Annotated in this window: 23 protein-coding genes; 16 read left to right on the forward strand and 7 right to left on the reverse strand. The window is 66.3% G+C overall.

What is annotated here, in order from left to right; all coding sequences use genetic code 11:
- The first annotated feature begins 65 nt into the window (after positions 1–65).
- The 9 genes from ubiB to HNP52_RS14210 all read left to right on the forward strand — a co-directional run bounded on the left by ubiB (position 66) and on the right by HNP52_RS14210 (position 8,808).
- Complete coding sequence (gene ubiB, locus HNP52_RS14170; RefSeq protein WP_184168129.1) at positions 66–1,601, forward strand: 2-polyprenylphenol 6-hydroxylase; 1,536 nt, start codon at positions 66–68, stop codon at positions 1,599–1,601.
- Positions 1,598–2,713, forward strand: a complete 1,116-nt coding sequence (locus HNP52_RS14175) for a hypothetical protein (RefSeq protein ID WP_184168131.1) — start codon at positions 1,598–1,600, stop codon at positions 2,711–2,713. Before ubiB ends, HNP52_RS14175 begins: the two co-directional genes overlap by 4 nt.
- Complete coding sequence (gene coaBC, locus HNP52_RS14180) at positions 2,710–3,894, forward strand: bifunctional phosphopantothenoylcysteine decarboxylase/phosphopantothenate--cysteine ligase CoaBC (protein ID WP_184168132.1); 1,185 nt, start codon at positions 2,710–2,712, stop codon at positions 3,892–3,894. Before HNP52_RS14175 ends, coaBC begins: the two co-directional genes overlap by 4 nt.
- Complete coding sequence (locus tag HNP52_RS14185) at positions 3,884–4,690, forward strand: alpha/beta hydrolase (protein WP_184168133.1); 807 nt, start codon at positions 3,884–3,886, stop codon at positions 4,688–4,690. Before coaBC ends, HNP52_RS14185 begins: the two co-directional genes overlap by 11 nt.
- Entirely contained in the window at positions 4,690–5,136 is a 447-nt protein-coding gene (gene dut, locus HNP52_RS14190) for a dUTP diphosphatase (protein WP_184168134.1), read from the forward strand. Before HNP52_RS14185 ends, dut begins: the two co-directional genes overlap by 1 nt.
- Entirely contained in the window at positions 5,133–5,498 is a 366-nt protein-coding gene (locus HNP52_RS14195) for a hypothetical protein (protein WP_184168135.1), read from the forward strand. The genes dut and HNP52_RS14195 overlap by 4 nt, the downstream gene beginning before the upstream one ends.
- A complete protein-coding gene (locus HNP52_RS14200) occupies positions 5,495–6,250 on the forward strand; it encodes a molybdopterin-synthase adenylyltransferase MoeB (protein ID WP_184168136.1) in 756 nt (251 codons plus the stop codon). The genes HNP52_RS14195 and HNP52_RS14200 overlap by 4 nt, the downstream gene beginning before the upstream one ends.
- Before the next feature lie 160 nt (positions 6,251–6,410).
- The gene (locus HNP52_RS14205) at positions 6,411–7,409 is read left to right on the forward strand and encodes an NAD-dependent epimerase/dehydratase family protein (RefSeq protein WP_184168137.1); all 999 of its coding nucleotides are present in this window, start codon (positions 6,411–6,413) and stop codon (positions 7,407–7,409) included.
- Between the two features lie 52 nt (positions 7,410–7,461).
- Positions 7,462–8,808 (forward strand): nucleotide sugar dehydrogenase, encoded by a 1,347-nt coding sequence (locus HNP52_RS14210; RefSeq protein ID WP_184168139.1) that lies wholly within the window; start codon positions 7,462–7,464, stop codon positions 8,806–8,808.
- Between the two features lie 10 nt (positions 8,809–8,818).
- On the opposite strand, the gene galU is transcribed toward HNP52_RS14210, so the two are convergent.
- Positions 8,819–9,691 (reverse strand): UTP--glucose-1-phosphate uridylyltransferase GalU, encoded by an 873-nt coding sequence (gene galU, locus HNP52_RS14215; RefSeq protein WP_184168141.1) that lies wholly within the window; start codon positions 9,689–9,691, stop codon positions 8,819–8,821.
- Between the two features lie 114 nt (positions 9,692–9,805).
- Between galU and wecB the strand changes: the two genes are divergently transcribed.
- Both wecB and wecC read left to right on the forward strand, forming a co-directional pair.
- A complete protein-coding gene (gene wecB, locus HNP52_RS14220; protein ID WP_184168143.1) occupies positions 9,806–10,942 on the forward strand; it encodes a non-hydrolyzing UDP-N-acetylglucosamine 2-epimerase in 1,137 nt (378 codons plus the stop codon).
- Positions 10,926–12,221: a UDP-N-acetyl-D-mannosamine dehydrogenase gene (gene wecC, locus HNP52_RS14225; RefSeq protein ID WP_184168145.1), complete on the forward strand. Its 1,296-nt coding sequence runs from the start codon at positions 10,926–10,928 to the stop codon at positions 12,219–12,221. The genes wecB and wecC overlap by 17 nt, the downstream gene beginning before the upstream one ends.
- Positions 12,222–12,225: 4 nt before the next feature.
- On the opposite strand, the gene HNP52_RS14230 is transcribed toward wecC, so the two are convergent.
- Positions 12,226–13,272: a M48 family metallopeptidase gene (locus tag HNP52_RS14230; RefSeq protein WP_184168147.1), complete on the reverse strand. Its 1,047-nt coding sequence runs from the start codon at positions 13,270–13,272 to the stop codon at positions 12,226–12,228.
- Between the two features lie 426 nt (positions 13,273–13,698).
- On the opposite strand from HNP52_RS14230, the gene HNP52_RS14235 reads away from it, so the two are divergent.
- The 5 genes from HNP52_RS14235 to HNP52_RS14255 all read left to right on the forward strand — a co-directional run bounded on the left by HNP52_RS14235 (position 13,699) and on the right by HNP52_RS14255 (position 17,780).
- A complete protein-coding gene (locus HNP52_RS14235; RefSeq protein ID WP_184168150.1) occupies positions 13,699–13,932 on the forward strand; it encodes a hypothetical protein in 234 nt (77 codons plus the stop codon).
- Between the two features lie 121 nt (positions 13,933–14,053).
- Positions 14,054–14,827 carry a metallophosphoesterase family protein gene (locus HNP52_RS14240; protein WP_260396092.1) on the forward strand — a complete coding sequence of 258 codons (774 nt, stop codon included), beginning with the start codon at positions 14,054–14,056 and terminating at the stop codon, positions 14,825–14,827.
- Between the two features lie 155 nt (positions 14,828–14,982).
- A complete protein-coding gene (locus HNP52_RS14245) occupies positions 14,983–15,714 on the forward strand; it encodes a class I SAM-dependent methyltransferase (RefSeq protein ID WP_184168152.1) in 732 nt (243 codons plus the stop codon).
- 170 nt (positions 15,715–15,884) lie between these two features.
- On the forward strand, positions 15,885–17,078 hold the full coding sequence (locus HNP52_RS14250; protein ID WP_184168154.1) for a sugar transferase: 1,194 nt from the start codon (positions 15,885–15,887) through the stop codon (positions 17,076–17,078).
- A gap of 27 nt (positions 17,079–17,105) precedes the next feature.
- On the forward strand, positions 17,106–17,780 hold the full coding sequence (locus HNP52_RS14255; RefSeq protein ID WP_184168156.1) for an FkbM family methyltransferase: 675 nt from the start codon (positions 17,106–17,108) through the stop codon (positions 17,778–17,780).
- A 74-nt stretch (positions 17,781–17,854) separates the two neighbouring features.
- Here the strand turns inward: HNP52_RS14255 and HNP52_RS14260 are convergent, their stop codons facing one another.
- From HNP52_RS14260 to HNP52_RS14280, 5 genes are read right to left on the reverse strand one after another with little or no spacing between them, the layout of a single operon-like run.
- A complete protein-coding gene (locus tag HNP52_RS14260) occupies positions 17,855–18,988 on the reverse strand; it encodes a DUF1972 domain-containing protein (RefSeq protein WP_311768471.1) in 1,134 nt (377 codons plus the stop codon).
- Positions 18,985–20,037 carry a hypothetical protein gene (locus HNP52_RS14265; RefSeq protein WP_184168160.1) on the reverse strand — a complete coding sequence of 351 codons (1,053 nt, stop codon included), beginning with the start codon at positions 20,035–20,037 and terminating at the stop codon, positions 18,985–18,987. The genes HNP52_RS14260 and HNP52_RS14265 overlap by 4 nt, the downstream gene beginning before the upstream one ends.
- A 1-nt stretch (position 20,038) precedes the next feature.
- Positions 20,039–21,538: a lipid II flippase MurJ gene (locus tag HNP52_RS14270; RefSeq protein WP_184168162.1), complete on the reverse strand. Its 1,500-nt coding sequence runs from the start codon at positions 21,536–21,538 to the stop codon at positions 20,039–20,041.
- The gene (locus tag HNP52_RS14275; protein WP_184168164.1) at positions 21,539–22,846 is read right to left on the reverse strand and encodes a glycosyltransferase family 4 protein; all 1,308 of its coding nucleotides are present in this window, start codon (positions 22,844–22,846) and stop codon (positions 21,539–21,541) included. It lies immediately after the preceding gene.
- A complete protein-coding gene (locus HNP52_RS14280; protein ID WP_184168166.1) occupies positions 22,846–23,973 on the reverse strand; it encodes an EpsG family protein in 1,128 nt (375 codons plus the stop codon). Before HNP52_RS14280 ends, HNP52_RS14275 begins: the two co-directional genes overlap by 1 nt.
- Between the last annotated feature and the right edge of the window lie 6 nt (positions 23,974–23,979).

Below are 23,979 nucleotides of genomic sequence, written 5' to 3' on the forward strand. Positions count from 1 at the left end.
ATGCGGCAGCGCGAACGGCTTGTGGCCCGAGATCCCGGCTTCCGCCGGGATGACGGTTTCCCCGCATGACCGCACCCGCCGTTCATCTCTGGCGCCTGCTGAAATGGGGCCGCATCCTGGCGCGTCATGGCGCGCTGCGCGGTATCGAGCAGGATCCGCATACGCCCAAGCCGGTGCGCCGCGTGGCGCGCATCGCCCGCTTCGGCGCGCGCGTGCCCAAGGTGCCGCATTATGCCGATGCCTTCCAGGCAATCGGCCCCGCCGCGATCAAGCTCGGCCAGACGCTCGCCACCCGACCCGACCTGGTCGGCGACGAGGCGGCGAACGACCTGCTGCGCCTGCAGGACGCGCTGCCGCCACTGCCCTTCCCGGTGATCCGCCAGCGGATCGAGGGCAGCTTCGGCCGGCCGCTCGATACCTTCTTCGCCGAATTCGACGAGAACCCGGTCGGCGCCGCTTCGATCGCGCAGGTCCACCGAGCGATCACCACCGACGGCCGCCAGGTCGCCGTGAAGGTGCTGCGCCCGGGCATCGAGACCGAGTTCGCAAAGGCGATCGACACCTATGAATGGGCGGCCGCCCAGGTGGAGAGCATGGGCGGCGAGGCTTCACGCCTGCGCCCGCGCCTGGTGATCGAGACCTTCAAGCGCTGGACCGCGCGCGAGCTCGACCTGCGCCGCGAAGCTGCTTCTGCATCGGAACTCGCCGAGGGCATGCAGGCCGAGCCGGACTTCATGGTCCCGCAGATCGACTGGCAGCGCACCACCGGCAAGGTGATGACGCTGGAATGGATCGACGGCATCAAGCTGTCACACCGCCAGCGCCTGATCGAGGCCGGGCACGATACCAGCGCGCTCGCCAGCCGGCTGATCAAGGCGTTCCTGCGCCAGGCGATCGCCGAGGGCTTCTTCCACGCCGACATGCACCAGGGGAACCTCTTCGCCCTCCCCGATGGCCGCATCGCCGCGATCGACTTCGGCATCATGGGCCGGATCGACCGGCGCGCCCGGGTCTGGCTGGCCGAGATCCTCTACGGACTGATCACCGGCAACTACAAGCGCGTCGCCGAGATCCATTTCGAGGCGGGCTATGTGCCGCCGCACCATAATGTCGCAGAGTTCGCGACGGCGCTGCGCGCGGTCGGCGAGCCGATGCGCGGGCTGGCGGTGAAGGACATGTCGATGGGCGCGATGCTCGACGGCCTGTTCTCGATCACCCGCGATTTCGACATGCAGACCCAGCCGCACCTTCTGCTTCTCCAGAAGACGATGGTGATGGTCGAGGGCGTGGCGCGCGGGCTCGATCCCGACATCAACCTGTGGGACGTCTCGGCGCCGTTCGTCCGCGAATGGATCCGCACCGAGCTGGGCCCGGAAGCCAAGATCGCCGACCGGCTGGTCGAGGATATCCGCACCCTCGCCCGCCTGCCCGACCTGATCCGCAACATCGAGCTGCGCTTCCCGGCACCGGGCGGCGCCCCGCCCGCGCCGCCACTCAAGGAGATCGAGCGGATCCGCGTGGTTGGCGGCTGGCGCTATGCGCTGGTGGCAGTGTTCTCCGGCGCGGTCGGCGCGGCGGCGATGATGTACCTGCTGTCGTGAAGCTGCCCGCGATCCAGTGGCTGGCGGAACCGACGCGCTTCGCCGCGCTGGCCCGTCCCCGCGCCCGGATCGCGCTCGGCATCCTCGCGCTGTTCCTGCTGCTGTCGCTGACCGCGCTGGTCACGGTCGGGCCGCCGCCGGTGAGCGGCGATCCGGCGAAGCGCGCCGACGACCAGAGCGACGTGGTGCTCTATGAGAGCATCGTCGCCGGCGTGCGGCACGGCGGCGATTATTACGAAGTGACCGCCGACGCGCTGCGGGCGGGCAATTATCCGCTGCGCCCCTTCGTCACCTTCCGCCTGCCCGGGCTGGCGATGGTCGAGGCGCATGTACCGCGTGTCGGCATGCTGGCGCTGCTCTTCGTGCTGGTCGCCTCGGTCTTTGCCGTGTGGGGCATGAAGCTGCGGAGCGGGATGACGCGCTGGCCGCCAGTGCTGATCGGCCTCGCCCTGCTCGCCGGCGGGCTGATGGCGTTCGTCCAGACCGACCTCTGGGCGTTCCACGAGATATGGGCGGGGCTGCTGATCGCCCTGTCGCTCGGCATCCGGCGTCAGGGGCGCTGGGTGGAAGCGGTGGCGATCGGCCTGCTGGCCATGCTGGTGCGCGAGCTGGCCGCGCTCTACGCGATCGTGATGCTCGTCACCGCCTGGTTCGAGGGGCAAAGGCGCGAGGCGATCGGCTGGGGCGTGGCACTGGCCTGCCTGGCGGTCGCGGTCGGCTTCCATGCACATGCGGTGGGCCAGGTGACCAATGCCGCCGATCCGGCCTCGCCGGGCTGGTCGGGACTGCACGGCTATGGCTTCTTCGCCAAGGCGATGGTGTTGTCGACCGCGCTGCAGCTCTTCCCGATGGCGCTGGGCGTGCTGCTGTTCACGTGCTCGCTGTTCGGCTGGGCGGCATGGAAGGACCAGGCCGCCGGACGGGTGTTCCTGACGCTCGCGGCATACGGCGTGGCGCTGGCCCTGTTCGCGCGGCCCGATACCTTCTATTGGGGACTGATGGTCGCCCCGCTCTCGCTGATCGGCCTCGCCTTTGTGCCTGACGCCCTGCGCGACCTGTTCCGCCAGGCGCTCGACAGGCGCAGGATCACCGTGACAAAGGTCACAAGATGAAGAAGATCCTCCTGATCGTCGGCGGCGGCATCGCGGCCTACAAGGCGTGCGAGCTGATCCGGCTGTGCCGCAAGGCCGGGATCGCGGTGAAGTGCGTGCTCACCGAGGGCGGGCAGCATTTCGTCACGCCGATGACGCTAGCGGCTCTGTCCGAGAACCAGGTCTATACCAACCTGTTCGACCTCAAGGACGAGGCCGAGATGGGGCATATCCAGCTCAGCCGCGAAGCGGACCTGGTGGTGGTGGCGCCGGCAACCGCCGACCTGATGGCCAAGATGGCGGCAGGGATCGCCGACGATCTGGCGACCACGCTGCTGCTCGCAACCGACAAGCCGGTGCTGGCCGCGCCGGCGATGAACGTGCGGATGTGGCAGCACGCCGCGACCCGCCGCAATGTCGCGACGCTGCGCGGCGACGGCGTCACGGTGCTGGAGCCCGACGAAGGGCCGATGGCCTGCGGCGAGTACGGCCCCGGCCGGCTGCCCGAGCCCGAGGCGATCCTGCGCGCGATCCAGGAGTTCTCAGAACCTAAATCTGGTGCGCCTCGTCCGCTCGCCGGCAAGCATGTCCTCGTCACCGCCGGCCCCACCCATGAGCCGATCGATCCGGTGCGCTACATCGCCAATCGCTCCTCGGGGAAGCAGGGCTATGCGATTGCCGGAGCGCTCGCCGCCTTGGGAGCGAAGGTCACGCTGGTTTCGGGACCCGTCACGCTTGCCACGCCGCCGGGCGTCACCCGCATCGATGTCGAGACCGCGCAGGAAATGGCCAATGCCGTCGCCCAGGCGCTGCCCGCCGACGCCGCGATAATGGTCGCGGCGGTGGGTGACTGGCATGTCGAGCGCGCCGAACAGAAGCTCAAGAAGCAGGGCGGCAGCCCGCCCCGGCTCGAGCTTGCCGAGAATCCCGACATCCTCGCGATGCTCGGCGCCAGCCCGCGCCGGCCGGGGCTGGTGGTGGGCTTCGCCGCCGAGACCGAACAGGTGCTCGAACATGCTGCCGCGAAAAGGACTCGCAAGGGCGCAGACTGGATTGTCGCCAACGATGTTTCCGGCGATGTGATGGGCGGTGAAGCCAATGCTGTTCATCTCGTCACCGCCGACGGTGTCGAAAGCTGGGAAAGACTGCCCAAGGACGAAGTCGCCCGCCGTCTCGCGCAGCGGATTGCCGATGCGCTCTAGCCTTGCCCTGTTGCTGCTCGGCGCGAGCCTGGCCGCCTGCACGCCGGGCGAGCGCCTTGGCGCGCCGGAACCGGGGCCGGGCCTGTACCGCCAGAGCTTCGGCAACACGCCCGCCAAGCAGGTGCGCACGCTGATCGTCGTGCTGCACGGCGACGCCCCGACGACCAAGCCCGACTATCACTATGCCTTTGCCCGCAGCGCCGCCGCCGCGGTGCCGCAGAGCATCGCCGTCGCGCTGCTCCGCCCGGGCTATGAGGACCCGCAGGGGCATGTCTCGCCCGGCGAGCGCGGCCAGACCACGGGCGACAACTACACGCCCGATCGGATCAACGCGGTTGCCGCGACGATCCGCCACCTGCAGCGTCGCTATGGCCAGGCGCGCACGGTCGTGGTCGGCCATTCGGGCGGCGCCGCGATCGCCGCCGATCTCGCCGCGACGCACCCCGGGCTGGTCGACGGCATCGTCCTGGTCTCCTGCCCCTGCGCGCTGCCCGAGTGGCGCAAGCACATGAAGACCGTGTCGCCGACGCCGCTCTGGGACGCGCCGGTCACCAGCCTAGACCCGGTCAAGCTGGTCGGCGGCATGCAGCCCTCGCTGCGCGCCGCGGTGCTGGTCGGCGGCGACGACAAGACCACGCCGGTGCGCTTCTCGCGCACCTATGCCGAGGCGCTGTCGCTGCGCGGCATCGCCACCGATTTCCGTATCATCCCCGGCAAGGACCATGAGCTGCTGAGCGATCCCGAAGTGATCTCCGCGCTCCAGCGCCTTGCCGCCGCGCTTCCAGGAAAATCTTGATGCTCGCTCCGATCCGCATTGCCCTTCAGCGCCTGCCGCATGGCGAGGGCCTGCCGCTCCCCGCCTATGCCACGGCGGGCGCCGCCGGGATGGACGTGGTCGCGGCCGAGGACCTGGTCCTGGCCCCCGGCGCGCGCCATGCGGTGGCGACCGGCTTCGCGATGGCGATCCCGGTCGGCTACGAAGTCCAGGTGCGCCCGCGCTCGGGCCTGGCGCTCAAGCACGGCATCACCTGCCTCAACACGCCCGGCACGATCGACAGCGACTATCGCGGCGAGGTTAAGGTGATCCTTGCCAATCTCGGTGACGCGGCATTCACCGTCGCGCGCGGAGACCGTATCGCACAACTCGTGCCCGCGCCGGTTCAGCATGCGGAGCTCGAGGAGGTGGGGACGCTCGACGAAACGGCGCGAGGCATCGGGGGCTTCGGATCGACGGGCACGTGATAGCGACGGTTCTTCTTGCTGCGGCGCTCCAGACGGCGCCGATCGACTGGGACGCCCTGCCGCCCCTGCCCTGGCGCGCACCCCCGATCATCACCGCCGAGATGCAGACCTTCGTCCAGCGCGAAGTGAAGCTGCGCAAATGCGTGCTCGCCAAGCCGGGCACGGTCGAAGTCTCGATCGCCGTGCTGGTCGATGAAGGCGGCAATATCCGCACCACCGTGCCGCGCGCCATCGCCTGCCCCTCGGTCGAGCAATATGCCGCAGCACTCGCGGCCGGCTTCGCGCGCAACAACCTGCTCCCCCGCCCCGGCGCGACCGAGCAATGGTATCGCACGACCATCAGCTTCACCCTGACCAAATGACACTCTCCGACACGGAGCTGGAGCGCTACGCCCGCCATATCGTGCTGCGCGAGATCGGCGGCGGCGGGCAGATGCGGCTGAAGGCGGCGCGGGTGCTGGTGATCGGCGCGGGCGGGATCGGATCGCCGGCGATCGAGTATCTGGCGGCCGCTGGGATCGGCACGCTCGGGGCGGTGGACGACGACCTTGTCTCGCTCTCCAACCTCCAGCGCCAGACGCTCTATGCCACCAGCGACGTCGATCGCCCCAAGGTCGAGGCCGCTCGCGCCCGGGTCGCGGCGCTCAACCCGGAAGTGGTGTTCACCGGCTTCCAGCAGCGTATCGACGCGCGCAATGCCGATGCGCTGATCGCCGAATTCGCGCCGGACGTGATCCTGGACGGCTGCGACAATTTCGCCACCCGCCTCGGGGTTGCCGACGCGGCGCTGCGCAACCGCGTGCCCCTCGTCTCCGCCGCCGTCTCCGAATTCGAGGGACAGCTCGGCGTGTTCCGCGGCTGGGAGCCCGACAAGCCCTGCTATCGCTGCTTCGTCGGCCATGATCCCGAGCGCCCGGGCATCAGCTGCGCCGAACAGGGCGTGCTCGGCGCGCTGACCGGAGTGATGGGCAGCCTCGCCGCACTGGAAGTGGTCCGCGCCATCGCGCCCTTTGGCGAGGAGATTGCGGGCAAGCTGCTGCTGGTCGACGCCCTGGCCTTCCGCTTCCGCACGCTGACGCTGCCGAAGGATCCGGGCTGTCCGGCTTGTGGCTAGAAGTGACATAGACCCCACCCGTCATCCCCGCGAAGGCGGGGATCCAGAGCCAAGCAGGACCCGCAGGGCCGAGTAACCCTGGATCCCCGCCTTCGCGGGGATGACGAACTATGAGCTCGAAACTGGACTTCGCCGCGCCCTTGAGGCACCTGCCCTGCTCATGACGCGCGTCCTGGTAACCGGCTCAGCCGGCTTCATCGGCTTCCACACGGCCAGCAAGCTCCTCCAGCGCGGCGCGACCGTGCTCGGCGTGGACAATTTCAGCGCCTATTACGATCCGGCGCTCAAGGAAGCGCGCAACGACATCCTGTCGAACCACCCGAACTTCAAGGTCGCCCGCGTCTCGATCGACGATATGGGCGCGTTCGGCGAACAATGGGCCGAGTTCCAGCCCGATGTGGTGATCCACCTCGCCGCCCAGGCCGGTGTGCGCCACTCGATCGACAGCCCGGAATCCTATGTCACGGCGAACCTGATCGGCAGCTTCAACGTGCTGGAGCTGGCCCGCCAGCACAAGACCAAGCACCTGCTCGCCGCCTCGACCAGCTCGGTCTATGGCGCGAACACCGACATGCCGTTCACCGAGACGCAGCGCACCGCGACGCCGCTCAGCTTCTACGCCGCCACCAAGGGCGCGACCGAGCTGATGGGGCACAGCTATGCGCACCTGTTCAAGACGCCGATGACGTTCTTCCGCTTCTTCACGGTCTATGGCCCGTGGGGCCGGCCGGACATGGCGCTGTTCAAGTTCACCAAGGGCATCCTCTCGGGCGAACCGATCGACATCTACAACAACGGCAACATGGTCCGCGACTTCACCTATGTGGAGGATCTGGCCGAATCGATCGTCCGGCTGACCGAGGCCGTGCCGGGCGACACGCCGGTGGAAGGCGACAGCCTCTCCCCCGTGGCCCCGTTCCGCGTCGTCAACATCGGCGCCGGCCAGCAAACCCAGCTGATGGACTATATCGGCGAGATCGAGCGCGCGCTGGGCAAGGAAGCGATCAAGAATTTCATGCCGATGCAGCAGGGCGACGTGCCCGCGACCGAGGCGTCGCATGCGCTGCTCAAGACGCTGACCGGCTATGCCCCCACCACCCCGCCGAGCGCCGGCGTGCCGGCATTCGTGGATTGGTATCTGGAGCATTATCGAAACTGAAACCCCTACGGAGGCATGAAGGGCGCGACAGAGCGTACTTCACGGGGTTTCTATGAGCATCGAATGGCCCGCCCATGGCTTGAAGCTGCAGGCGCGGATCGAAAGCGGCACTGCGATCATCGGCGTGATCGGCATGGGCTATGTCGGCCTGCCGCTCGCCGTTGCCTTTGGCGAGGCGGGCTGCCCGGTCCTCGCCTTCGACGTCGACCAGGCGAAGATCGACGCGCTCGAAGCCGGTGAGAGCTATATCAAGCATATCGACGGCGCCCGCATCGCGCCACTCGTCGCGAACGAGAAGCTGCGCGCCACTGCCGACCTGAGCCGGCTGGACGAAGCCGATGTGGTGCTCATCTGCGTGCCGACGCCGCTCACGCGCCATCTCGAGCCCGACCTGAAATATGTCGAGCTGACCACGCAGGCGATCGCGAAGACGCTGCGCCGCGGCCAGCTCGTCATCCTCGAATCGACCACCTATCCGGGTACCACCAGGGAAGTGATGCAGCCGATCCTCGAGGCCGAGGGGCTGATCGCGGGCAAGGACTTCTTCCTCGCCTATTCGCCCGAGCGCGAGGACCCGGGCAACCCGACCTTCTCGACCACCAAGATCCCGAAGGTGGTCGGCGCCGACGATACGGTCTCGGCGGACCTGGCGCTGGGTGTCTATCGCCACATCGTGCCCCAGGCGATCCAGGTCTCGTCGGCCGCCACCGCCGAAGCGGTGAAGATCACCGAGAATGTGTTCCGCGCCGTCAACATCGCGCTGGTCAATGAGCTCAAGCTCATCTTCACCGCGATGGACATCGACGTGTGGGAAGTGATCGACGCGGCGAAGTCGAAGCCGTTCGGCTTCATGCCCTTTTATCCCGGCCCGGGCCTGGGTGGGCACTGCATTCCGATCGACCCCTTCTACCTCACCTGGAAGGCGCGCGAGTATAACCAGCACACCAAGTTCATTGAGCTGGCCGGCCAGATCAACGCGGACATGCCGCAGCATGTCGTCCGCGTGATGGCGGACACGCTGGACGCGCGCTTCGGCCGCGGCCTGCGCGGTGCCCGCATCCTGGTGATGGGGGTCGCCTACAAGAAGAATGTCGAGGACATCCGCGAGAGCCCATCGCTCCGCCTGATGGAGATGATCGAGGCACGCGGTGCCACCGCCGACTTCTTCGACCCGTATGTCGCCCAGATCGACAACACCCGCGAGCACCCGACGCTCAACTTCCGCGACAGCGTGGCGTGGGACGAAGCCGAGATCGCGACCTATGACGCGGTGCTGATCGCCACCGACCATGACGCAGTGGATTATGCCGCACTGGTCGACGCCGCGAAGCTGGTGATCGACACCCGCAATGCCTGTGGCAAGGCGGGTGTGGTTTCGGAGAAGGTCGTCCGCGCCTGAGCCCCCAGGCTCAGCCCGGGCAGCGGCTCGCCATGAACTCGCGGATCGCCGGCGCGATGTCCTCGCGCTCCAGCGCCACCGCGATGTTCGCCTGGATGAAGCCGGCCTTGTCGCCGCAATCATAGCGGGTGCCCGCGAAGGTGACGCCGTGGAAGCGCTGGTCACCGATCATCTGGGCCATCGCATCGGTCAGCTGGATCTCGCCGCCGGCACCCTTGCCCTGCTTCTCCAGCACCCGCATCACCTCGGGCTGCAGGATGTAGCGGCCGATCACCGACAGGTTGGACGGAGCCGTGCCCGGGGCCGGCTTCTCGACCAGGCCCTTCACTTCGGTCAGCGCCCCGTCCTGCGCGCCCGGCGTGATGATGCCGTAGCGATGCGTCTGGTCGTCCGGCACGATCTCGGCGCAGATCAGGTTGCCGCCCACCTTGTTATAGGCATCGACCATCTGCTTGAGGCAGCCCGGCTTGCCGAGCATGAAATCATCGGCGAGCAGCACCGCGAAGGGCTCGTCGCCGACGATGTCGCGGGCACACCACACGGCATGGCCCAGGCCCATCGGCTCCTGCTGGCGGACATAGGCGACCGCGCCGGGCTTGAGCCGGGTGGCATCGAGGATCTCGAGCGACTTGCCGCGTGCCGACATGGTCGTCTCAAGCTCATAGGCGATGTCGAAATGGTCCTCGATCGCGCTCTTGCCGCGGCCGGTGACGAAGATCATCTGCTCGATGCCGGCTTCCAGGGCCTCGTCGACCGCGTACTGGATCAACGGACGATCGACCACCGGCAGCATTTCCTTCGGCATCGCCTTGGTGGCGGGCAGGAAACGCGTACCGAGGCCGCCCACGGGAAACACGGCCTTGCGCAACGGCTTGATGGTCATTCGGGAAATGCCTTTTCAGATCAGTCGGGCGCCCATAGCGATGGCTATAAGCTTTCGCAATTATGTCCGCGACCGTAACCTGATGGTGACGGGATCGGCGATAGGAGAATGCGCATGACCGGTACCAGCAAGCGCGTTCTCCTGATCTTCGGCACGCGTCCCGAAGCGATCAAGCTCTTTCCCGTGGTCCGCGCGCTGGCGGATGTGCCCGGGCTGGACGTACGCACCTGCGTCACCGCCCAGCATCGCGGGCTGCTCGACCAGGTGCTGTCGATCGCGGGCCTGACGCCGGACATCGACCTCGACCTGATGGAACCGGGCCAGTCGCTCGACCAGCTCACCGCACGGCTGCTCACCGGCCTCGGCAAGGTGATGGACGACGAGAAGCCGGACCGGGTGATCGTGCAGGGCGATACCGCCACTGCGATGGTCGGCGCGCTGGCGGGCTATTACCGCAAGGTGCCGGTGAGCCATGTCGAGGCGGGCCTGCGCTCGGGCGACATCTACCAGCCCTGGCCCGAGGAAGTGAACCGCCGCATCGTCGCGCCGATCGCCGACCAGCATTTCGCCCCGACCGAGACCGCTGCCGAGGCGCTGCGCCGCGAGAATATCGACCCCGCGACGATCCATGTCACCGGCAACACGGTGATCGACGCGCTGCTCGCCACCCGCGCCCGGATCGAAGCCGAGCCGGCGCTGGCCGCCGGACTCGATCCAATCGCCGCGCGTTTCGCCGGCAAGCGGATCGTCCTCGTCACCACGCACCGCCGCGAGAATTTCGGCGGCGGCATGGAGGACATCGCCCGGGCGCTTGGCCGCATCGCCGACCGCGACGACACCGCGATCCTGTTCCCGATGCACCCCAATCCCAATGTGGTTGCCGCGATGGACAAGGTACTGGGCGACCGGCCGAATGTCGCGCGCATCGAGCCGCTCGACTATCCGCACTTCATCCGCGCGCTCGAGCTCTGCGACGTCGTGCTCAGCGATTCGGGCGGCGTGCAGGAGGAAGCCCCTGCGCTCGGCAAGCCGGTGCTGGTGATGCGCGAGACCACCGAGCGTCCGGAAGGGGTCGTCGCGGGCACCGCCAAGCTGGTCGGCACCAGCCCGGAGCGTATCGTTTCCGAAATCTCAACCCTCCTCGACGTACCCTCCGCCTATTCGGCCATGGCCCGCGCCCACAATCCGTTCGGCGACGGCCATGCCTCTGAGCGGATTGCGGGGATCGTCGCACATGGTTTCGGATTCTGAGCTCAAGGTCTGTGTTCTCGGCCTGGGCTATATCGGGCTTCCCACGGCAGCGGTGATCGCGCGCACCGGCGCTAAGGTGCTGGGCGTCGACGTCCACCAGTCGGTGGTCGACACGGTGAACTCGGGCAAGGTCCATATCGAGGAGATCGACCTGGACGGCCTGGTCTCGGGCGTCGTCGCGCGCGGCAGCCTGCGTGCCTCGCTCCAGGTGGAAGAGGCCGATGTCTTCGTCATCGCCGTCCCCACCCCGTTCGGCGAGAACCATGCGCCCGATATCGGCTATGTGCTCAAGGCCGCGACCAATGTCGCGATCACGCTCAAGGCCGGCGACGTCGTGATCCTCGAATCGACCTCGCCGGTGGGCACCACCGAGAAGGTCGCCGAGTTGCTCGCCCAGCTGCGCCCCGACCTCAAGATTCCCGGCCACTGCACCGGCAGCGCCGATGTCGCCATCGCCTATTGCCCCGAGCGCGTGCTGCCCGGCCGCATCCTGGTAGAGCTGATCGACAATGACCGCGTCATCGGCGGCATCACGCCGCGCTGCGCCCGCAAGGCGCTGCAATTCTACCGCCGCTTCGTGCGTGGTGCCTGCGTCACCACCACGGCCAAGGCCGCGGAGATGACCAAGCTCACCGAGAACGCCTTCCGCGACGTCAACATCGCCTTCGCCAACGAGCTGAGCCTCGTTGCCGAGAAGATGGGCGTCGATGTGTGGGAAGTGATCCGCCTCGCCAACCGCCATCCGCGCGTCAACATCCTGTCGCCCGGTCCCGGCGTGGGCGGCCACTGCATCGCGGTCGATCCCTGGTTCCTGGTCAGCGCCGCGCCCGAGCAGACTCCGCTGATCCGCACCGCCCGCGAAGTGAATGACGGCAAGACCGACTATGTCATCGGCCATGCCGCAGCGATGCTCGAGTCCAACCCGCATGCCCAGGTCGCGTGCCTGGGCCTCGCGTTCAAGGCGAACATCGATGATTTCCGCGAGAGCCCCGCGCTCAAGGTCGCGGCGGCGCTCGCCCAGCGCTTCGGTGATCGCATCCAGATCGTCGAACCCTATGCCGACGCGCTGCCCAAGGCGTTCGACGGCACCGGCGCGGGGCTGATCGACATCGACAGCGCGATCGAGAGCTGCGGTATCTTCGTGGTGCTGGTCGATCACGACGTGTTCAAGTCGGTCCCGCTCGACGAGCGCGCCGACAAGCTGGTCTACGACACGCGCGGGATCTGGCCCGACCAGCCGCGCGCCGTCTCGGGCGAACCGCTCCGCCTGGCGAGCTGAAGCGCTAGTTCCGCACCAGGATCGACTGCCAGTCGCCGTCCAAGGGCTTGTCGCGTTCCCCGAGGATCGGGGGCACGACCGGCCGGGCTGAAATGGTCTCGGCCTTGGCAATCTCCGCCTCGAACGTGGCGACCCGGTCCCGCCAGGCCGGATGCGAGCGGCTGCGCAATATGCCGCCGGCCTTGCTCGGGCCGAAGCGCTTCCAGAAGGCCGTCGTCGCGCCCAGCGGATAGCCGGCATTGGCCAGCAGGTAGACCGAAAGGAGATCCGCCTGGACTTCGGTCTGGCGGAAATACTTCACGTTCGCGCCGAAGCCGGAAAGCAGGCCGTAATCGACGCCGCGGGCAATCAACCGGTCACGGTGGCGCAGGATGTTGTGCGCGAATTCATGCGCGACCACCACGGCGATCTGCTCGTCGGGATAGCCCTCGAGAAAGCCGGCCCCAACCTGCACCGCCGTGCCGGTGCTGGCCGCGTTGAAGTCATCGGTCATCTCGAATCGGCTGTTGCAGGCGCGGATCGGGCGAATCGTCACATGGATCGGGCGACCGGCTCGAAGCGCCTCTACCTCGATCGGCGCATCGACGGGCAGTGCGGCGATTGCGAGATGCGCGGCATCCAGCCGATCGGCCTTGCCAGCCTTGCCGGACAGTTTCGCGATCTCGACCGCACCGACCCGGACGAGCGAATCGTCGGCGCGCAGCCCGGCCTGCTCCGCCGGGCTGCCGGGCAGGACTCCTTCGACCGCGACCGGCGTGGCGAAACCGAAATGCCGGGCAGCGGCCTCGCGCTGCGCTCCCCCATATTGGTCGAGCACGTGAAGCTGCATGCCGGTGCCGGGCTCGATCCGGTCGCACAGCCGCGCATTGGCCACGGCGAGCCGCCAGCCTATCGCCGCGATACGCATGTCGGCCCCGCGCACTCCCTCGAACAGGGCGGCATCGTCCGCGCGCGTCGACAGGGGCAGGAAAAGCAACGGCAGGACGATGGCCGGAGAGCCGCGGCGGCAGGCATGAGCGAGGTGGCGGAACGCGGATGATACGGGCTTCATTCCAGCCATCCTACGCGCCGCCCGCCCCATCGACAAACCCCGGCACGCCCATTCGCGACCTCACCGCCCGATTCGCTACGCACCACGGTGTTTTTGCACCGCAACTCGAACCCGGACCGGCCTTCTGCAACAGATCAGTCACAAAAAAGCCCTCCTAACCATCACGAAACAAGGCCATTTCGGCGAAGACACTTCATTAACCCCCTTGGCTATATTGGTGCAGCGCGTTAAGGACGGCTGCGTAACCACTTGGTGCGGGTCGCCTGGGTAACGGAAGTGATCCGGATCAACCGGACCTGTGTTGCCAAAGGGTCACGTCGGGAACTTTCTCGCCGTTGCCAAAGTTTGAGGTGTTGCGACGGGTTTGGTCCTATGGCATAGGACTGCCCGACGAGAGCACCAGAGCTCGAAAGAGGGAGAAAAAGAGTGTTCACTAAGCTTCTTACGGCGGCCGCTATCGCGTCGATGGCGACTGCTCCTGTTCTGGCCGCTCCGACGAGCGCTTCGAAGCTGTCGCTGTCGGGCGTTCGCGCCTCGACCTCGACCAGCAAGAAGAGCGAGCTGGCCCCGGCCGTTCTGATCGGCGTTCTCGCCACCGTCGCCATCATCGGCGGCGCCGTGGTTCTCGCCGACAGCGACGACACGCCCGACAGCCCGTAGGATTGTCGGTCGGTCAGCTGACCGAGTTTCAAGTGGCGATCCCTCGGGGTCGCCACTTTTTATTTGCCCGTCGCACGCGTGGCGCGTTGATCTCGCCAAGGCATGAGAGCGAACGGGTTATTTGAGTTTGCAAGTCGGTATGGCGTTCGGCTTATCCCTCTTCAAGCGCCCTGCCAAAGGGAACTCCGCCCTCCCCTCGGGAGAGCGCTATTACGCGATCGGCGACATTCACGGTCGCCTGGATCTCCTCAACGAATTGCTCGCACGCATCGAGGAGGATGACCGCCAGCGCGCCCCCGCCACCACGACGCTGGTCTTCATTGGGGACCTGATCGATCGAGGCCCCGATTCCGCCGGCGTGATCGACGCCCTTATGGCGCTCCGGGAGCGCCTGCCGAATTCCCGGTTCTTGCTCGGAAATCACGAGGAACTGTTTCTTGGCGCCCTTGAGGGCAGCATCGAGATCCTGAAATTCCATCTGCGCGTGGGCGGCAAGGCCACCGTGCTCAGCTACGGCATCTCCGAAGAGGAATATGCGCCGGCGAGCCATGTCGAGCTCCTCGAGATCCTGAAGGCCAGGGTCCCCGAAGCCCATGTCCGCTTTCTCGAAAGCTTCGAGGACATGATCATCGCCGGCGACTATGTCTTCGTGCACGCCGGGGTAAATCCGAACCTTCCGCTGGAAAAACAGCGGGTAAAGGACCTGCGCTGGATCCGGGACAGCTTCCTAGACCACAAGGGCGCCCTGGAGAAAACCGTCGTCCACGGGCACACGATCGTTCCGGAGGCGCAGTTCCGCTCCAACCGGATCGCGATAGACACCGGCGCCTATGATTCAGGCCACCTGACCGCGCTCGGCCTCGAAGGCGAAGAGCGCTGGCTGCTGCAGACCTGATTGCCACCCGGTTGCCCGCTCCGGCGGCGCGGGCGACCAAGCCGACTTGACTGGACGTGCGCGCAAGAGCACGGGAATCTTCCGTTCATCTCCTCTAAAAGGTCGCCCCGGCGACCTCGCTGTGCAAAGTGGGGCATGTTCGCACTGGAGGGCAAATGACTGACGTTCCGGCCAATTTCCGTATCCAGACTTTGAAGGAAATCGTCCGTCACGGGTTGCGACTGGTCGGCCTTGGGCGCCGCCCCTCCCATCTCGGCTCCGGCAATATCCGCGAACGGTTCTCCGAAATCTACGCGTCGGGCGTCTGGCAGGTCGGCAATGACGATGCCCCCGGCTCCGGCGCCGGATCCAGCCTGCAGGCGACGCAGAATATCCGGACCGAACTCCCTCGGATTCTCGACACGCTTGGCGCCGAGACGCTGCTGGACATCGGCTGCGGCGATTTCACCTGGATGCGCGAAGTCAGCCTGTCGCAGCGCTATATCGGTGCCGACATCGTCCCCGCGGTGATCGAGAGCAACACGGCGAATTTCAGCTCGGACCGCCGCGAATTCCATTGCCTGGACGCGATCAGCGGCACCCTGCCCGATGCGGATGCGGTGCTGTGCCGCGAAATGCTGTTCCACCTGAGCTTCGCCGATGCCCGGCGCGCACTGCAGAATATCCTGAGCAAGCCGCGCAAGTTCATTCTGCTGACCACGGACGGCTCCACCGGCTTCAACCGCGACGTCGACACCGGCGACTTCCGGCTTCTGAACCTTACCCGTCGTCCCTTCGGCTTTCCGACGCCGGCCCATGTCATTGACGACAGCTTCGTATCTCCAGGGCGCGCGATCGGTGTGTGGCATGCCGAGGACATCGCCGCCGCCTTGCGCACGCACGCTTGATCTGAACGGCAGACGCCGACATCCAGACAAAATAGTCCAGTACAGAGTAGCCCAGTACGAGAGGGGCAGCGATGAATGTCGACAGAGGGCGCCTAGCGACCCGCTCCGTTTCCCAGACGCTGGGTCGAACACGGTACCAGGTTGCCCTGGCTTTCCTCATTGCCATCCTGGTGCCTGTGGTGCTCCGGCAATATTGGTTTGGCGCGGCGGTGACGTCGCCGAACCAGTTCAACACCGCGGCGGGCGGAACGCTGGCCCTCGTACTCGGCTATCTCGGCTATCGGCGGCTGCATGTGTTTCCCGGCATTACCGCCGGCGGATATATCGTGGCGAGCGTCTCCTTCACCTTCGCCATGCTGGCCACGATGCTCGTGGTCCTTCGCCTGGACTACAGCCGCGTCCAGTTCGCCATCAGCTATGTGCTGACATCGGTGATTTTCACGCTCATCCACCTGATCGTGCGGCGACGTCGCAGGGTTTGCTTCGGCGTGATCCCGGGCGGCAGGACGAACCGGCTCCCGCAGCTCGGCTCGGTAACCTGGCATCATATCGAGACGCCGGACGCCCCCACCCCGCCCCTGCACGGCGTGGTCGTCGATCTGAGCGCCGACCATAGCGCCGCATGGGATAGCCGGATCACGTCCTTCGTGCTCCAGGGCGCTCCCGTCTATCATGTGAAGCAGGCGATCGAGCAGCTCACTGGCCGGGTCGAAGTCGATCATCTGTCCGAGAACACCCTGGGCTCGCTGAACCCGAACGACGTCTTCTTCAAGATCAAGGCGACGGTCGATATCCTCGCGGCCCTCTGCATGCTGATCGTGCTGTCCCCGGCGATGCTGCTGATTGCCGTGCTGATCCGGCTGGACTCCCCTGGCCCGGCCCTTTTCCGCCAGTGCAGGACGGGTTTCCGCGCCCGCCCGTTCACGATCTACAAGTTCCGCACGATGCGCATTGCGACTGCCGCTTCGAGCGACGAGGAGGCACGCCGGCGGGCGATGACCCAGGCCAATGACCCCCGGATCACCCGGCTCGGCGCCTTTCTGCGCAAGAGCCGCCTGGATGAACTGCCGCAGCTGATCAACATCGTCCGTGGCGAGATGAGCCTGATCGGCCCGCGCCCGGAAGCGGCCGAGCTGACAAGCTGGTACGAGAAGGAAATCCCGTTCTACCACTATCGCCACATCATCAAGCCGGGTGTTACCGGCTGGGCGCAGATCAACCAGGGTCACGTCTCCGAGGTTGAGGCCATCAAGGAAAAGCTCAACCTCGACTTCTATTATGTGAAGAACTTTTCGCTCTGGCTGGACATCCTGATCATCCTCAGAACCGTCCACACCATGTTCACCGGCACTGGTGCGCGCTAGCCATTCGATCAGACTAAAGGCTTGAAGATGATCACTTTTCGACGTGTGGCCCGCGGCCTCAAGAATCTCTATCGCCGGGAAGTACTTCGCGATGGCCCCCTTCTGGAGGCAAAGCGCTGGTTCCGCGACAAGGGCGATACGACGCTTCGCCTGGACTATCCGCTCGATGAAGACAGCATCGTCGTGGATCTGGGCGGCTATATCGGCCAATGGGCGCTCGACATCCACGAACGCTATGGCTCGACCGTGCATGTCTTCGAACCGGTGCCGTCGCTCCACGCCACCTGCGTCGAGCGCTTCTCCGGAAAGCCGAAGCTGCACGCCCATCGCTATGGCCTGAGCGACAAGGACGGCACCTTCGCGATCACCGACGATGGCGATGCCTCCAGCTTCGTCAGCCTCGAGAAATCGGATTCACACATCAATTGCGAACTCCGCTCGGCCCCCGCCGCGCTGGATGCGCTCGGGCTCGATCATATCGACCTGCTCAAGCTCAATATCGAGGGCGGCGAATTTGCCGTGCTGCCCGCGCTCATCGAGGCGGGCTGGCTGCCCCGCATCCGCTTCCTGCAGATCCAGTTTCATACCGTCGGCGACTATGATGCGATGCGCGACGCCATTCGCGCAAAGCTGGCGGAAACCCATGACGAGCAGTGGTGCTATCGCTTCGTCTGGGAAGGCTGGGAGCGAAAGCCGGGCTGAACCCGGCGTCGGGTATCGACAGCCGCTTGCGGTATCCGCGATGGCGCAGCCTGCCCGGCTGCGCCATCGGCGTTTCAGGCTTGGCTATCCGCGCCCAGGCCTTCGCTGGCCAGCTGGAAGTACCGGTCCGCGATGATACCCCAGCGATAGGTGTCACGCAGCGCCGCCAGCGCCTGCGCATCGATCGACACGACCGCTTCGCCGGCAAGCGCCCCCGCCAGCTGCCCGGCATCGGCAAAATAGCTGCCCGCATTGCTGAGCGTGGCCCGATTGAAGGCACAATCGAAGCTGAGCAGCCTGTCCGTGTGAAACAGCGCCTCGACCAGCGACGGATTGGTCCCGCCCACGCTATGCCCGTGGATATAGCCGATCGCGCCGCGCCGGTAGCGCTCCAGCACCCGTTGGTCATAGATGGGGTCGAGCAGCCGCAGGTGCGTGCTGGCGCCGAAGCGCTCCCGCAACCGGCGGCCATAGTCGCTTCCGTTCCAGTTCCCGATGAACACCAGGCCCGCGCCCGCTTTGTCGCAAGCCTCCAGGATCATTTCCGTGTTGTTCTCGGGCTCGATGCGCGCGACCGCGAGATAATATACCCCCTGCGGCGCATCGAGCGGCGCGGCATCGGCAGGCACCGGCGCCTCGGGCAGGACCGTGTGATCGCCGCCATAGGCAATCACCGCCGCCTTGCGCCGGTATCGCGCCTCGAAGATCTCCGCGAGCGCCGAATTGTCTGCAATGATCTTCTGGCTGAAGACGGCCGCGAAATATTCGAGCCCCTTCAGCAACAGCTTCGAGGAGGCGGAGAATTTGTCGCGCCGCCATTCCATGCCGTCGACATTGGTGATGTAGCAGGTGGAAGGCGACAGGAGGCGCAGCAGCGGGAGGATCCAGCTGCCGGAATAGCCGAACAGGAACACGACCGGGCTGCGCTCGACGAAGCGCGCGTGCAGCAGCGCGGCTGCATCGTACAACATGCTCATGGGGCCATTGGCCCGCAGCGGGATGAACACCCGCCTATGGCCGCAGAAATCCTCCGACAGGTCCTCGCTATAGACCTTGCGCTCGCAATAGACCGCGAATGTCATCCGGCCAGGCTCGATATGCCGGCACAATTGCTCGGCCAGCGTCTCGAAGCCGCCATAGCGGCCGGGAACGCCCACCGTGCCAACCAGAGAAACGCGCCTCGATCGGCGCGCCCGTGCCCTATTCACGCTCTTCCCCCCTGCAAAATCACGCGCAGCGCCTCGCGGAAACGGCCCATGGTGTAAAGCCCGCGCCGGACCTCGCAGGCGGCGCGCAGTTCGGCTTGTCGCGCCGGGTCTCCGGCCAGCGCCGTGATCCGCGCGGCGATCTCCGCCGGATCCCGGGATGCGACGTTGAACGCCAGCGCCGGGCCCAGCACTTCGTCGAGCACCTCGGCTCCCGCACCTCCCACCGGCACCATGAACGCGCAGGATTCGACCGCTACAAGCGAGAAGGTCTCCACCCACAGTCCGGGATCGGTGGCCAGCAGGGTCAGGAAACCGTCGGCGAACAAGGTCGATGGCGCGGTTTCGCCGAAATGCACCGCCACGCCAAGCGCGCGGGCCTTCGCCAGCAGCCCGGCGTCGTGCCGCTCGAGATCGGCCAGATAGGCAACGGGCCGCAGACCCGTCCCGCCCAGCCGCGCCGCGACGTCGAGATAGAGGTCAAACCCCTTCATCGGCGCCGTCGTGCCGATGTACAGGAACCGATCGCGCGCCGAAGCCGGCAGCACGGCCGGCACCGCCACGGGATTGGCAAGGATCGTCGCGTCGATGCCCAGCCCGGAGGCATGGACATGGGAAACGCACATCACCCGCACGCCCCGGCGCATCGCCAGCCGGAGCAGCGGCCGGAAGACACCGGGAAAGGTCAGCTCATGCAGGTGCAGGAAAACCTGCCGCGGCCGGACCATCGCCGCGAGCATCGCCGGCGGCAGCGCATAGATGGTGTTGCCCCAGATCCGTTCCCCGCGCAGCACGCGCAGCAGCAGCAGCGGCGCCACGGCGAGCGACCATAGCGGGAAGAGCAGCTTGCGCACCCGCACCGAGCCGCAAACCAGGTCCGCGCGCACGCCCGACAGGTCCGAGACGAAGCCATGGCCGCCAAAGCCCAGCTGCACCCGGACCCTGGCGCCCAGCGCCTCGAACGCGGCAAACAGCTGCGTGGCCACGCGCTGCGAGCCCGCATAGGCATCGAACGGGTTGAGCAGAGTCACGGGCGGCATCGCGGCGCGCATGTCAGGACTCCGCCGCAGCGGTTCCGGAGGCGAACATCCGATGCTCGACGAACCAGACAATACCCGCCAGCAGGACGAAGACCACACCGGAGAACACGATCCTGACGGTCAGCGCCTGGGCATCCAGGGCAAGCAACAGGTCGATCTCGCGCAGGCCGATCGCGGCCAGGGCCATCACCGCGAGCCGGGGAAGCGCGAGCACGCCGAGGTCCCGCAACGCCCCGCGCCCCGCCGCACGGAACATCAGGGCCGCCGCGATGGCATGCGACACGCACAGGGCGAGCGGCAGCGCGACCAGGCCGAGCCGCGGGAAGAAGCCGACGACCATCGCCATCGAGACCACCTGCCCGAGCGACCCGGCAAAGGCATAGGACTTCCCCTTCCCCGCCGCGAGCAGGCTCACCCCGCCCAGCAGGTACAGGATCACCGAGACCAGCGCGGGCGCGTACCAGCGCAGGAGCGGCGCGAGCGCCAGCGCGGAATTGCTCAGCCCGTGCTTCCCGAACAGAACCGTCACGGCGATGTCCGAAAAGCCGTAGAGGAACACCACCGCGGCCCCGCCCACCAGCAGGCACTGCCGCACCCATATGTCGGTGACGCCGCGAAACGCCGCCTCTCCGTCGCGCTGGAACGCATGGGAGAGCTGGGGCAGCGCGAGTGATGCCAGCGCGCTGGTGAACACCGCCTGCAGCGTCGAGCGGGCGAACAGCGCATAGCTGAGGACCGACAATCCGCCGACGCCGGCGAGCGCCGCATATTGGCGCTCCAGCAGCCCGCTCGCCTGCCCCAGCAGATAGGGCACGAACAGCGGTAGCGCGACCAGCGTGGCCGCCCTGACATAGAAGCGCAGCTCGCTCCATTTCAGCTGCCGCAGCCGGGAAACCACCGTGCGAAGGAAATCGAACGAGACGGCGAGCGGCGCGAGGACCCCCAGATAATAGGAGACGAGGAGCAGCTCCACCGCCGGCAGTCGCGGAAAGAGCACGATGAAGGCAGTGCCGATCGCGCCCCCGAGCGTTCCGGCGATTTCCGGCCGATAGACCACGCCGACGCAATTCATATAGGCGGTGAGCACCGCGACCAGCTGGGAAAGCACCAGACCCGGCAGCAGCAGCAATACGAACCTGGTCGCGTCCCCGGTCAGGCCGCCGGTGGACGCGAGCCCGAACATGTCGTCCGACAGGCTCAGCAGCGCCACCAGGCCGAGGCCGATCACCAGCGCGCCCACGACCACGCCGACGCTGACCGACGCTATGTACTTGTCGGCGGCCGCCTGCCCTTCGCCGTGCTGGAACTTCGCATAGGTGGCCCGGAAGGTCTCGACGAAGGGGCCGAACACCATCAGGCTGATCGCGTTCACCAGGCCCAGCGACCAGACCCAGGCGTCGTACATGGCGCTTACGCCGAAAATCCGGGCGAACACGAAGATGGTGATCAGGCCGACGCCAAGCTTCAGCCCGCGTACCGTGATCAGGCCGACGAAATCCAGCTGGACCGCCATCTAGCGCCCCTTGGCATGATAGGTTGCGATCGCCGCCTCATAGGCCTCCAGGATCACCTTCTCGCGGCTGTCCCAGCGGAACACGGTGCATTCGCGGGCACAGGCCTCGGCCATCTCGCGGAGCCTCTCCGGGCGCTCCGCCAGCGCCTCCAGCGCTTCCGCCATGTTGCGCTCGATCGCATCAAGGCTCTCGACCGGCAGCTTGATCCCATAGCCGCCGCCGACGGTGTCGTGCATGCCGCAATGGTCCAGGGCCATCAGCGGGACGCAATTCTCCATCGCTTCCCAGATGGTGGTCGGATTGCCCTCGTTGAGCCCGGTCACGACGTGCAGATGCGCGCTGCGGAACAGCTCGGACACCGTCTCCCGCGGGATCTGGCCGTGCCAGGTGATCACGTCGTCGATACCCGCCTGGAGCGCGGCTTCCTGCATCGACGCCTTCATCGGGCCATCCCCGATGATGTCGAAATGATAGGCGTGGCGATCCTTCAGCTGCCCGATCGCGCCGAGCAGGATCGGCAGCCCCTTGCGCGCCTCGATGCTGCCGATCCAGGCAACACGGATCGGCTTTGCCGGGAACTTGCCGGTATCCAGCGTCAACGGCCCCACGATGCCGTTCTCGGGCATGTAGCGGCTGGATACGCCGTGTATCCGCTTGAATATCGCCTGGTTCTCGCTCGTGGCGGTGAACAGGAAATCGGCGCGCTTGAGCGCCTTGCGAACCCGCCCGCTGAAGCGGAGCTGGAAACCGTTGACCATCGCCCGCAGCGAGAGCTTGGCCAGCCCGCTCGCCGGCATCGCGCGGCGCAGCTGCCAGGGGAAATTCGTGGCGCCGCCGATCGGGCCCCAGACATAGGGCTTGTCCAGCTTCCACAGATGCCCCGGCTCGCGATAGCCGATCGGCCCGAGATAATGGACCAGGTCGAAATCGCGCTCGGCGCAAAGGCGCCTGGCTACCCTGCCCGCCTCGCGATGCCACACCGCATAGGCCAGGTAGAAGCTGTAGAGGAGGAATCCCTTGCGGTTGAACCGGTTCAGGATCGACGCCAGTCGCGGAGGCTGGACGAAGACATAGTCGACATCCTTGTCGAGCACGTCGCGCACCGCGGCCATATCGTCGTCATCGCCCATATGCGGCCCCGACGTGCCGTACAGCAGGGTGATGTCGCACCATTTCTTCATCGCCTGGATGTGATTCCAGGTCACCGAATATTCCGATCCCCGCCGCGGCGAGATCATATAGGCCAGCAGCAGCACGCGCCGGCGCGGCGGCGGATCATCGGGACTGGTTTCGGCCAGGCCTTGCATCAGAAGGCGAACTGATAGGGCGAAGCCCAGGCGGCGCCGCGCGCGATGCCGACGACCAGCCACGCCGTGAACATCACCAGCAGCGCGGCGGCGAAGCTCGCATCCCGAAGCGACCTGCGCGACAGGAGGTCCGCGGTCAGGAACGCCAGGCAGATCGCGCGCATGCCGTTGAAGTAGAACAGCGCGCGCGCGAACGGAATGAAGCCCCAGCTGGTATTCACCGGCGTCAGGATCGCAGCGACCAGGAAGAGATAGTGATAGCGGGCATAGCCCTGATCGGCCCAGCGCGCCGCCGTCCTGCGGGAGAACAGGATCAGGATGATATCGACGATCATCCAGAAGAACGCCGCGATACCATAGGAATCATAGCCCCCCGTCAGCAGCAGGTCCGATCGGGAGGTCCTGCCATAGGAGGTATAGTCCAGCATCGGGGCGAGATAGGAGAACAGGAAGATCACCTGGTCCGAGAACAGCTGGGTCATGAAATAGGCGAGCATCAGCCCGCCCAGTTGCAGCGAGACGGGTGGCAGCGAGACGCGCCAGAGCATCAGTCCGATCGGAAAGAAGACGATGGCGCTGCGGTGAAACAGAAACGCCAGGAAGATCATCGCGCCGAAGAGAAACAGGTTGCGGCGATTGATCGCGTCGAGCGCGACCAGGATCGCGAAGAATGCCACGCCCTGCCGGATCGTGCTGTTGACCTCGAAGATCAGCAGCGTGGAGAAAATATAGAAGATCACGAGCGCCGCGAGATCGACCCGCTTGCGAAGCCAGGCCACCAGCAGAATGCACTGGACGCAGGTGGTGGCGGCGATGATCGCCTGGGGCGGGAACGAAAAGAGCTTCAGGAACTGGATTAGATAAAGGAACCCCGGCTCGAAATACACCGTCGACGGCGTGTCGTACATGGTGGTGTAGGTGTAATAATCGATATAGCCGAAGAAGTCGCCGCCCACCGCGTAGCGGAAACCGATCACCACCGTGACCAGCACGACGGTAATCAGGGACGCGATATTGGCGCCCGACTGGGAGAAGCCTCCGCTCGTCGTCGCGTACCATCGCGGCAACTGCCAGACGAGCGCCAGGGAGATGATAAGGCCGAAATAAACAATATATGCGAGCGTCATGTCTCA

The organism is Sphingomonas kyeonggiensis (assembly GCF_014204495.1).
Taxonomy (GTDB): domain Bacteria; phylum Pseudomonadota; class Alphaproteobacteria; order Sphingomonadales; family Sphingomonadaceae; genus Sphingomonas; species Sphingomonas kyeonggiensis_A.

Excerpts from the sequence above, each read along its gene's own strand:
- ubiB (WP_184168129.1), top strand. The coding sequence starts at position 66 with ATGACCGCACCCGCCGTTCATCTCTGGCGCCTGCTGAAATGGGGCCGC.
- coaBC (WP_184168132.1), top strand. The coding sequence starts at position 2,710 with ATGAAGAAGATCCTCCTGATCGTCGGCGGCGGCATCGCGGCCTACAAG.
- HNP52_RS14185 (WP_184168133.1), top strand. The coding sequence starts at position 3,884 with ATGCGCTCTAGCCTTGCCCTGTTGCTGCTCGGCGCGAGCCTGGCCGCC.
- dut (WP_184168134.1), top strand. The coding sequence starts at position 4,690 with ATGCTCGCTCCGATCCGCATTGCCCTTCAGCGCCTGCCGCATGGCGAG.
- HNP52_RS14200 (WP_184168136.1), top strand. The coding sequence starts at position 5,495 with ATGACACTCTCCGACACGGAGCTGGAGCGCTACGCCCGCCATATCGTG.
- HNP52_RS14205 (WP_184168137.1), top strand. The coding sequence starts at position 6,411 with ATGACGCGCGTCCTGGTAACCGGCTCAGCCGGCTTCATCGGCTTCCAC.
- HNP52_RS14210 (WP_184168139.1), top strand. The coding sequence starts at position 7,462 with ATGAGCATCGAATGGCCCGCCCATGGCTTGAAGCTGCAGGCGCGGATC.
- galU (WP_184168141.1), bottom strand. The coding sequence starts at position 9,691 with ATGACCATCAAGCCGTTGCGCAAGGCCGTGTTTCCCGTGGGCGGCCTC.
- wecB (WP_184168143.1), top strand. The coding sequence starts at position 9,806 with ATGACCGGTACCAGCAAGCGCGTTCTCCTGATCTTCGGCACGCGTCCC.
- wecC (WP_184168145.1), top strand. The coding sequence starts at position 10,926 with ATGGTTTCGGATTCTGAGCTCAAGGTCTGTGTTCTCGGCCTGGGCTAT.
- HNP52_RS14230 (WP_184168147.1), bottom strand. The coding sequence starts at position 13,272 with ATGAAGCCCGTATCATCCGCGTTCCGCCACCTCGCTCATGCCTGCCGC.
- HNP52_RS14245 (WP_184168152.1), top strand. The coding sequence starts at position 14,983 with ATGACTGACGTTCCGGCCAATTTCCGTATCCAGACTTTGAAGGAAATC.
- HNP52_RS14255 (WP_184168156.1), top strand. The coding sequence starts at position 17,106 with ATGATCACTTTTCGACGTGTGGCCCGCGGCCTCAAGAATCTCTATCGC.
- HNP52_RS14265 (WP_184168160.1), bottom strand. The coding sequence starts at position 20,037 with ATGCGCGCCGCGATGCCGCCCGTGACTCTGCTCAACCCGTTCGATGCC.
- HNP52_RS14270 (WP_184168162.1), bottom strand. The coding sequence starts at position 21,538 with ATGGCGGTCCAGCTGGATTTCGTCGGCCTGATCACGGTACGCGGGCTG.
- HNP52_RS14275 (WP_184168164.1), bottom strand. The coding sequence starts at position 22,846 with ATGCAAGGCCTGGCCGAAACCAGTCCCGATGATCCGCCGCCGCGCCGG.
- HNP52_RS14280 (WP_184168166.1), bottom strand. The coding sequence starts at position 23,973 with ATGACGCTCGCATATATTGTTTATTTCGGCCTTATCATCTCCCTGGCG.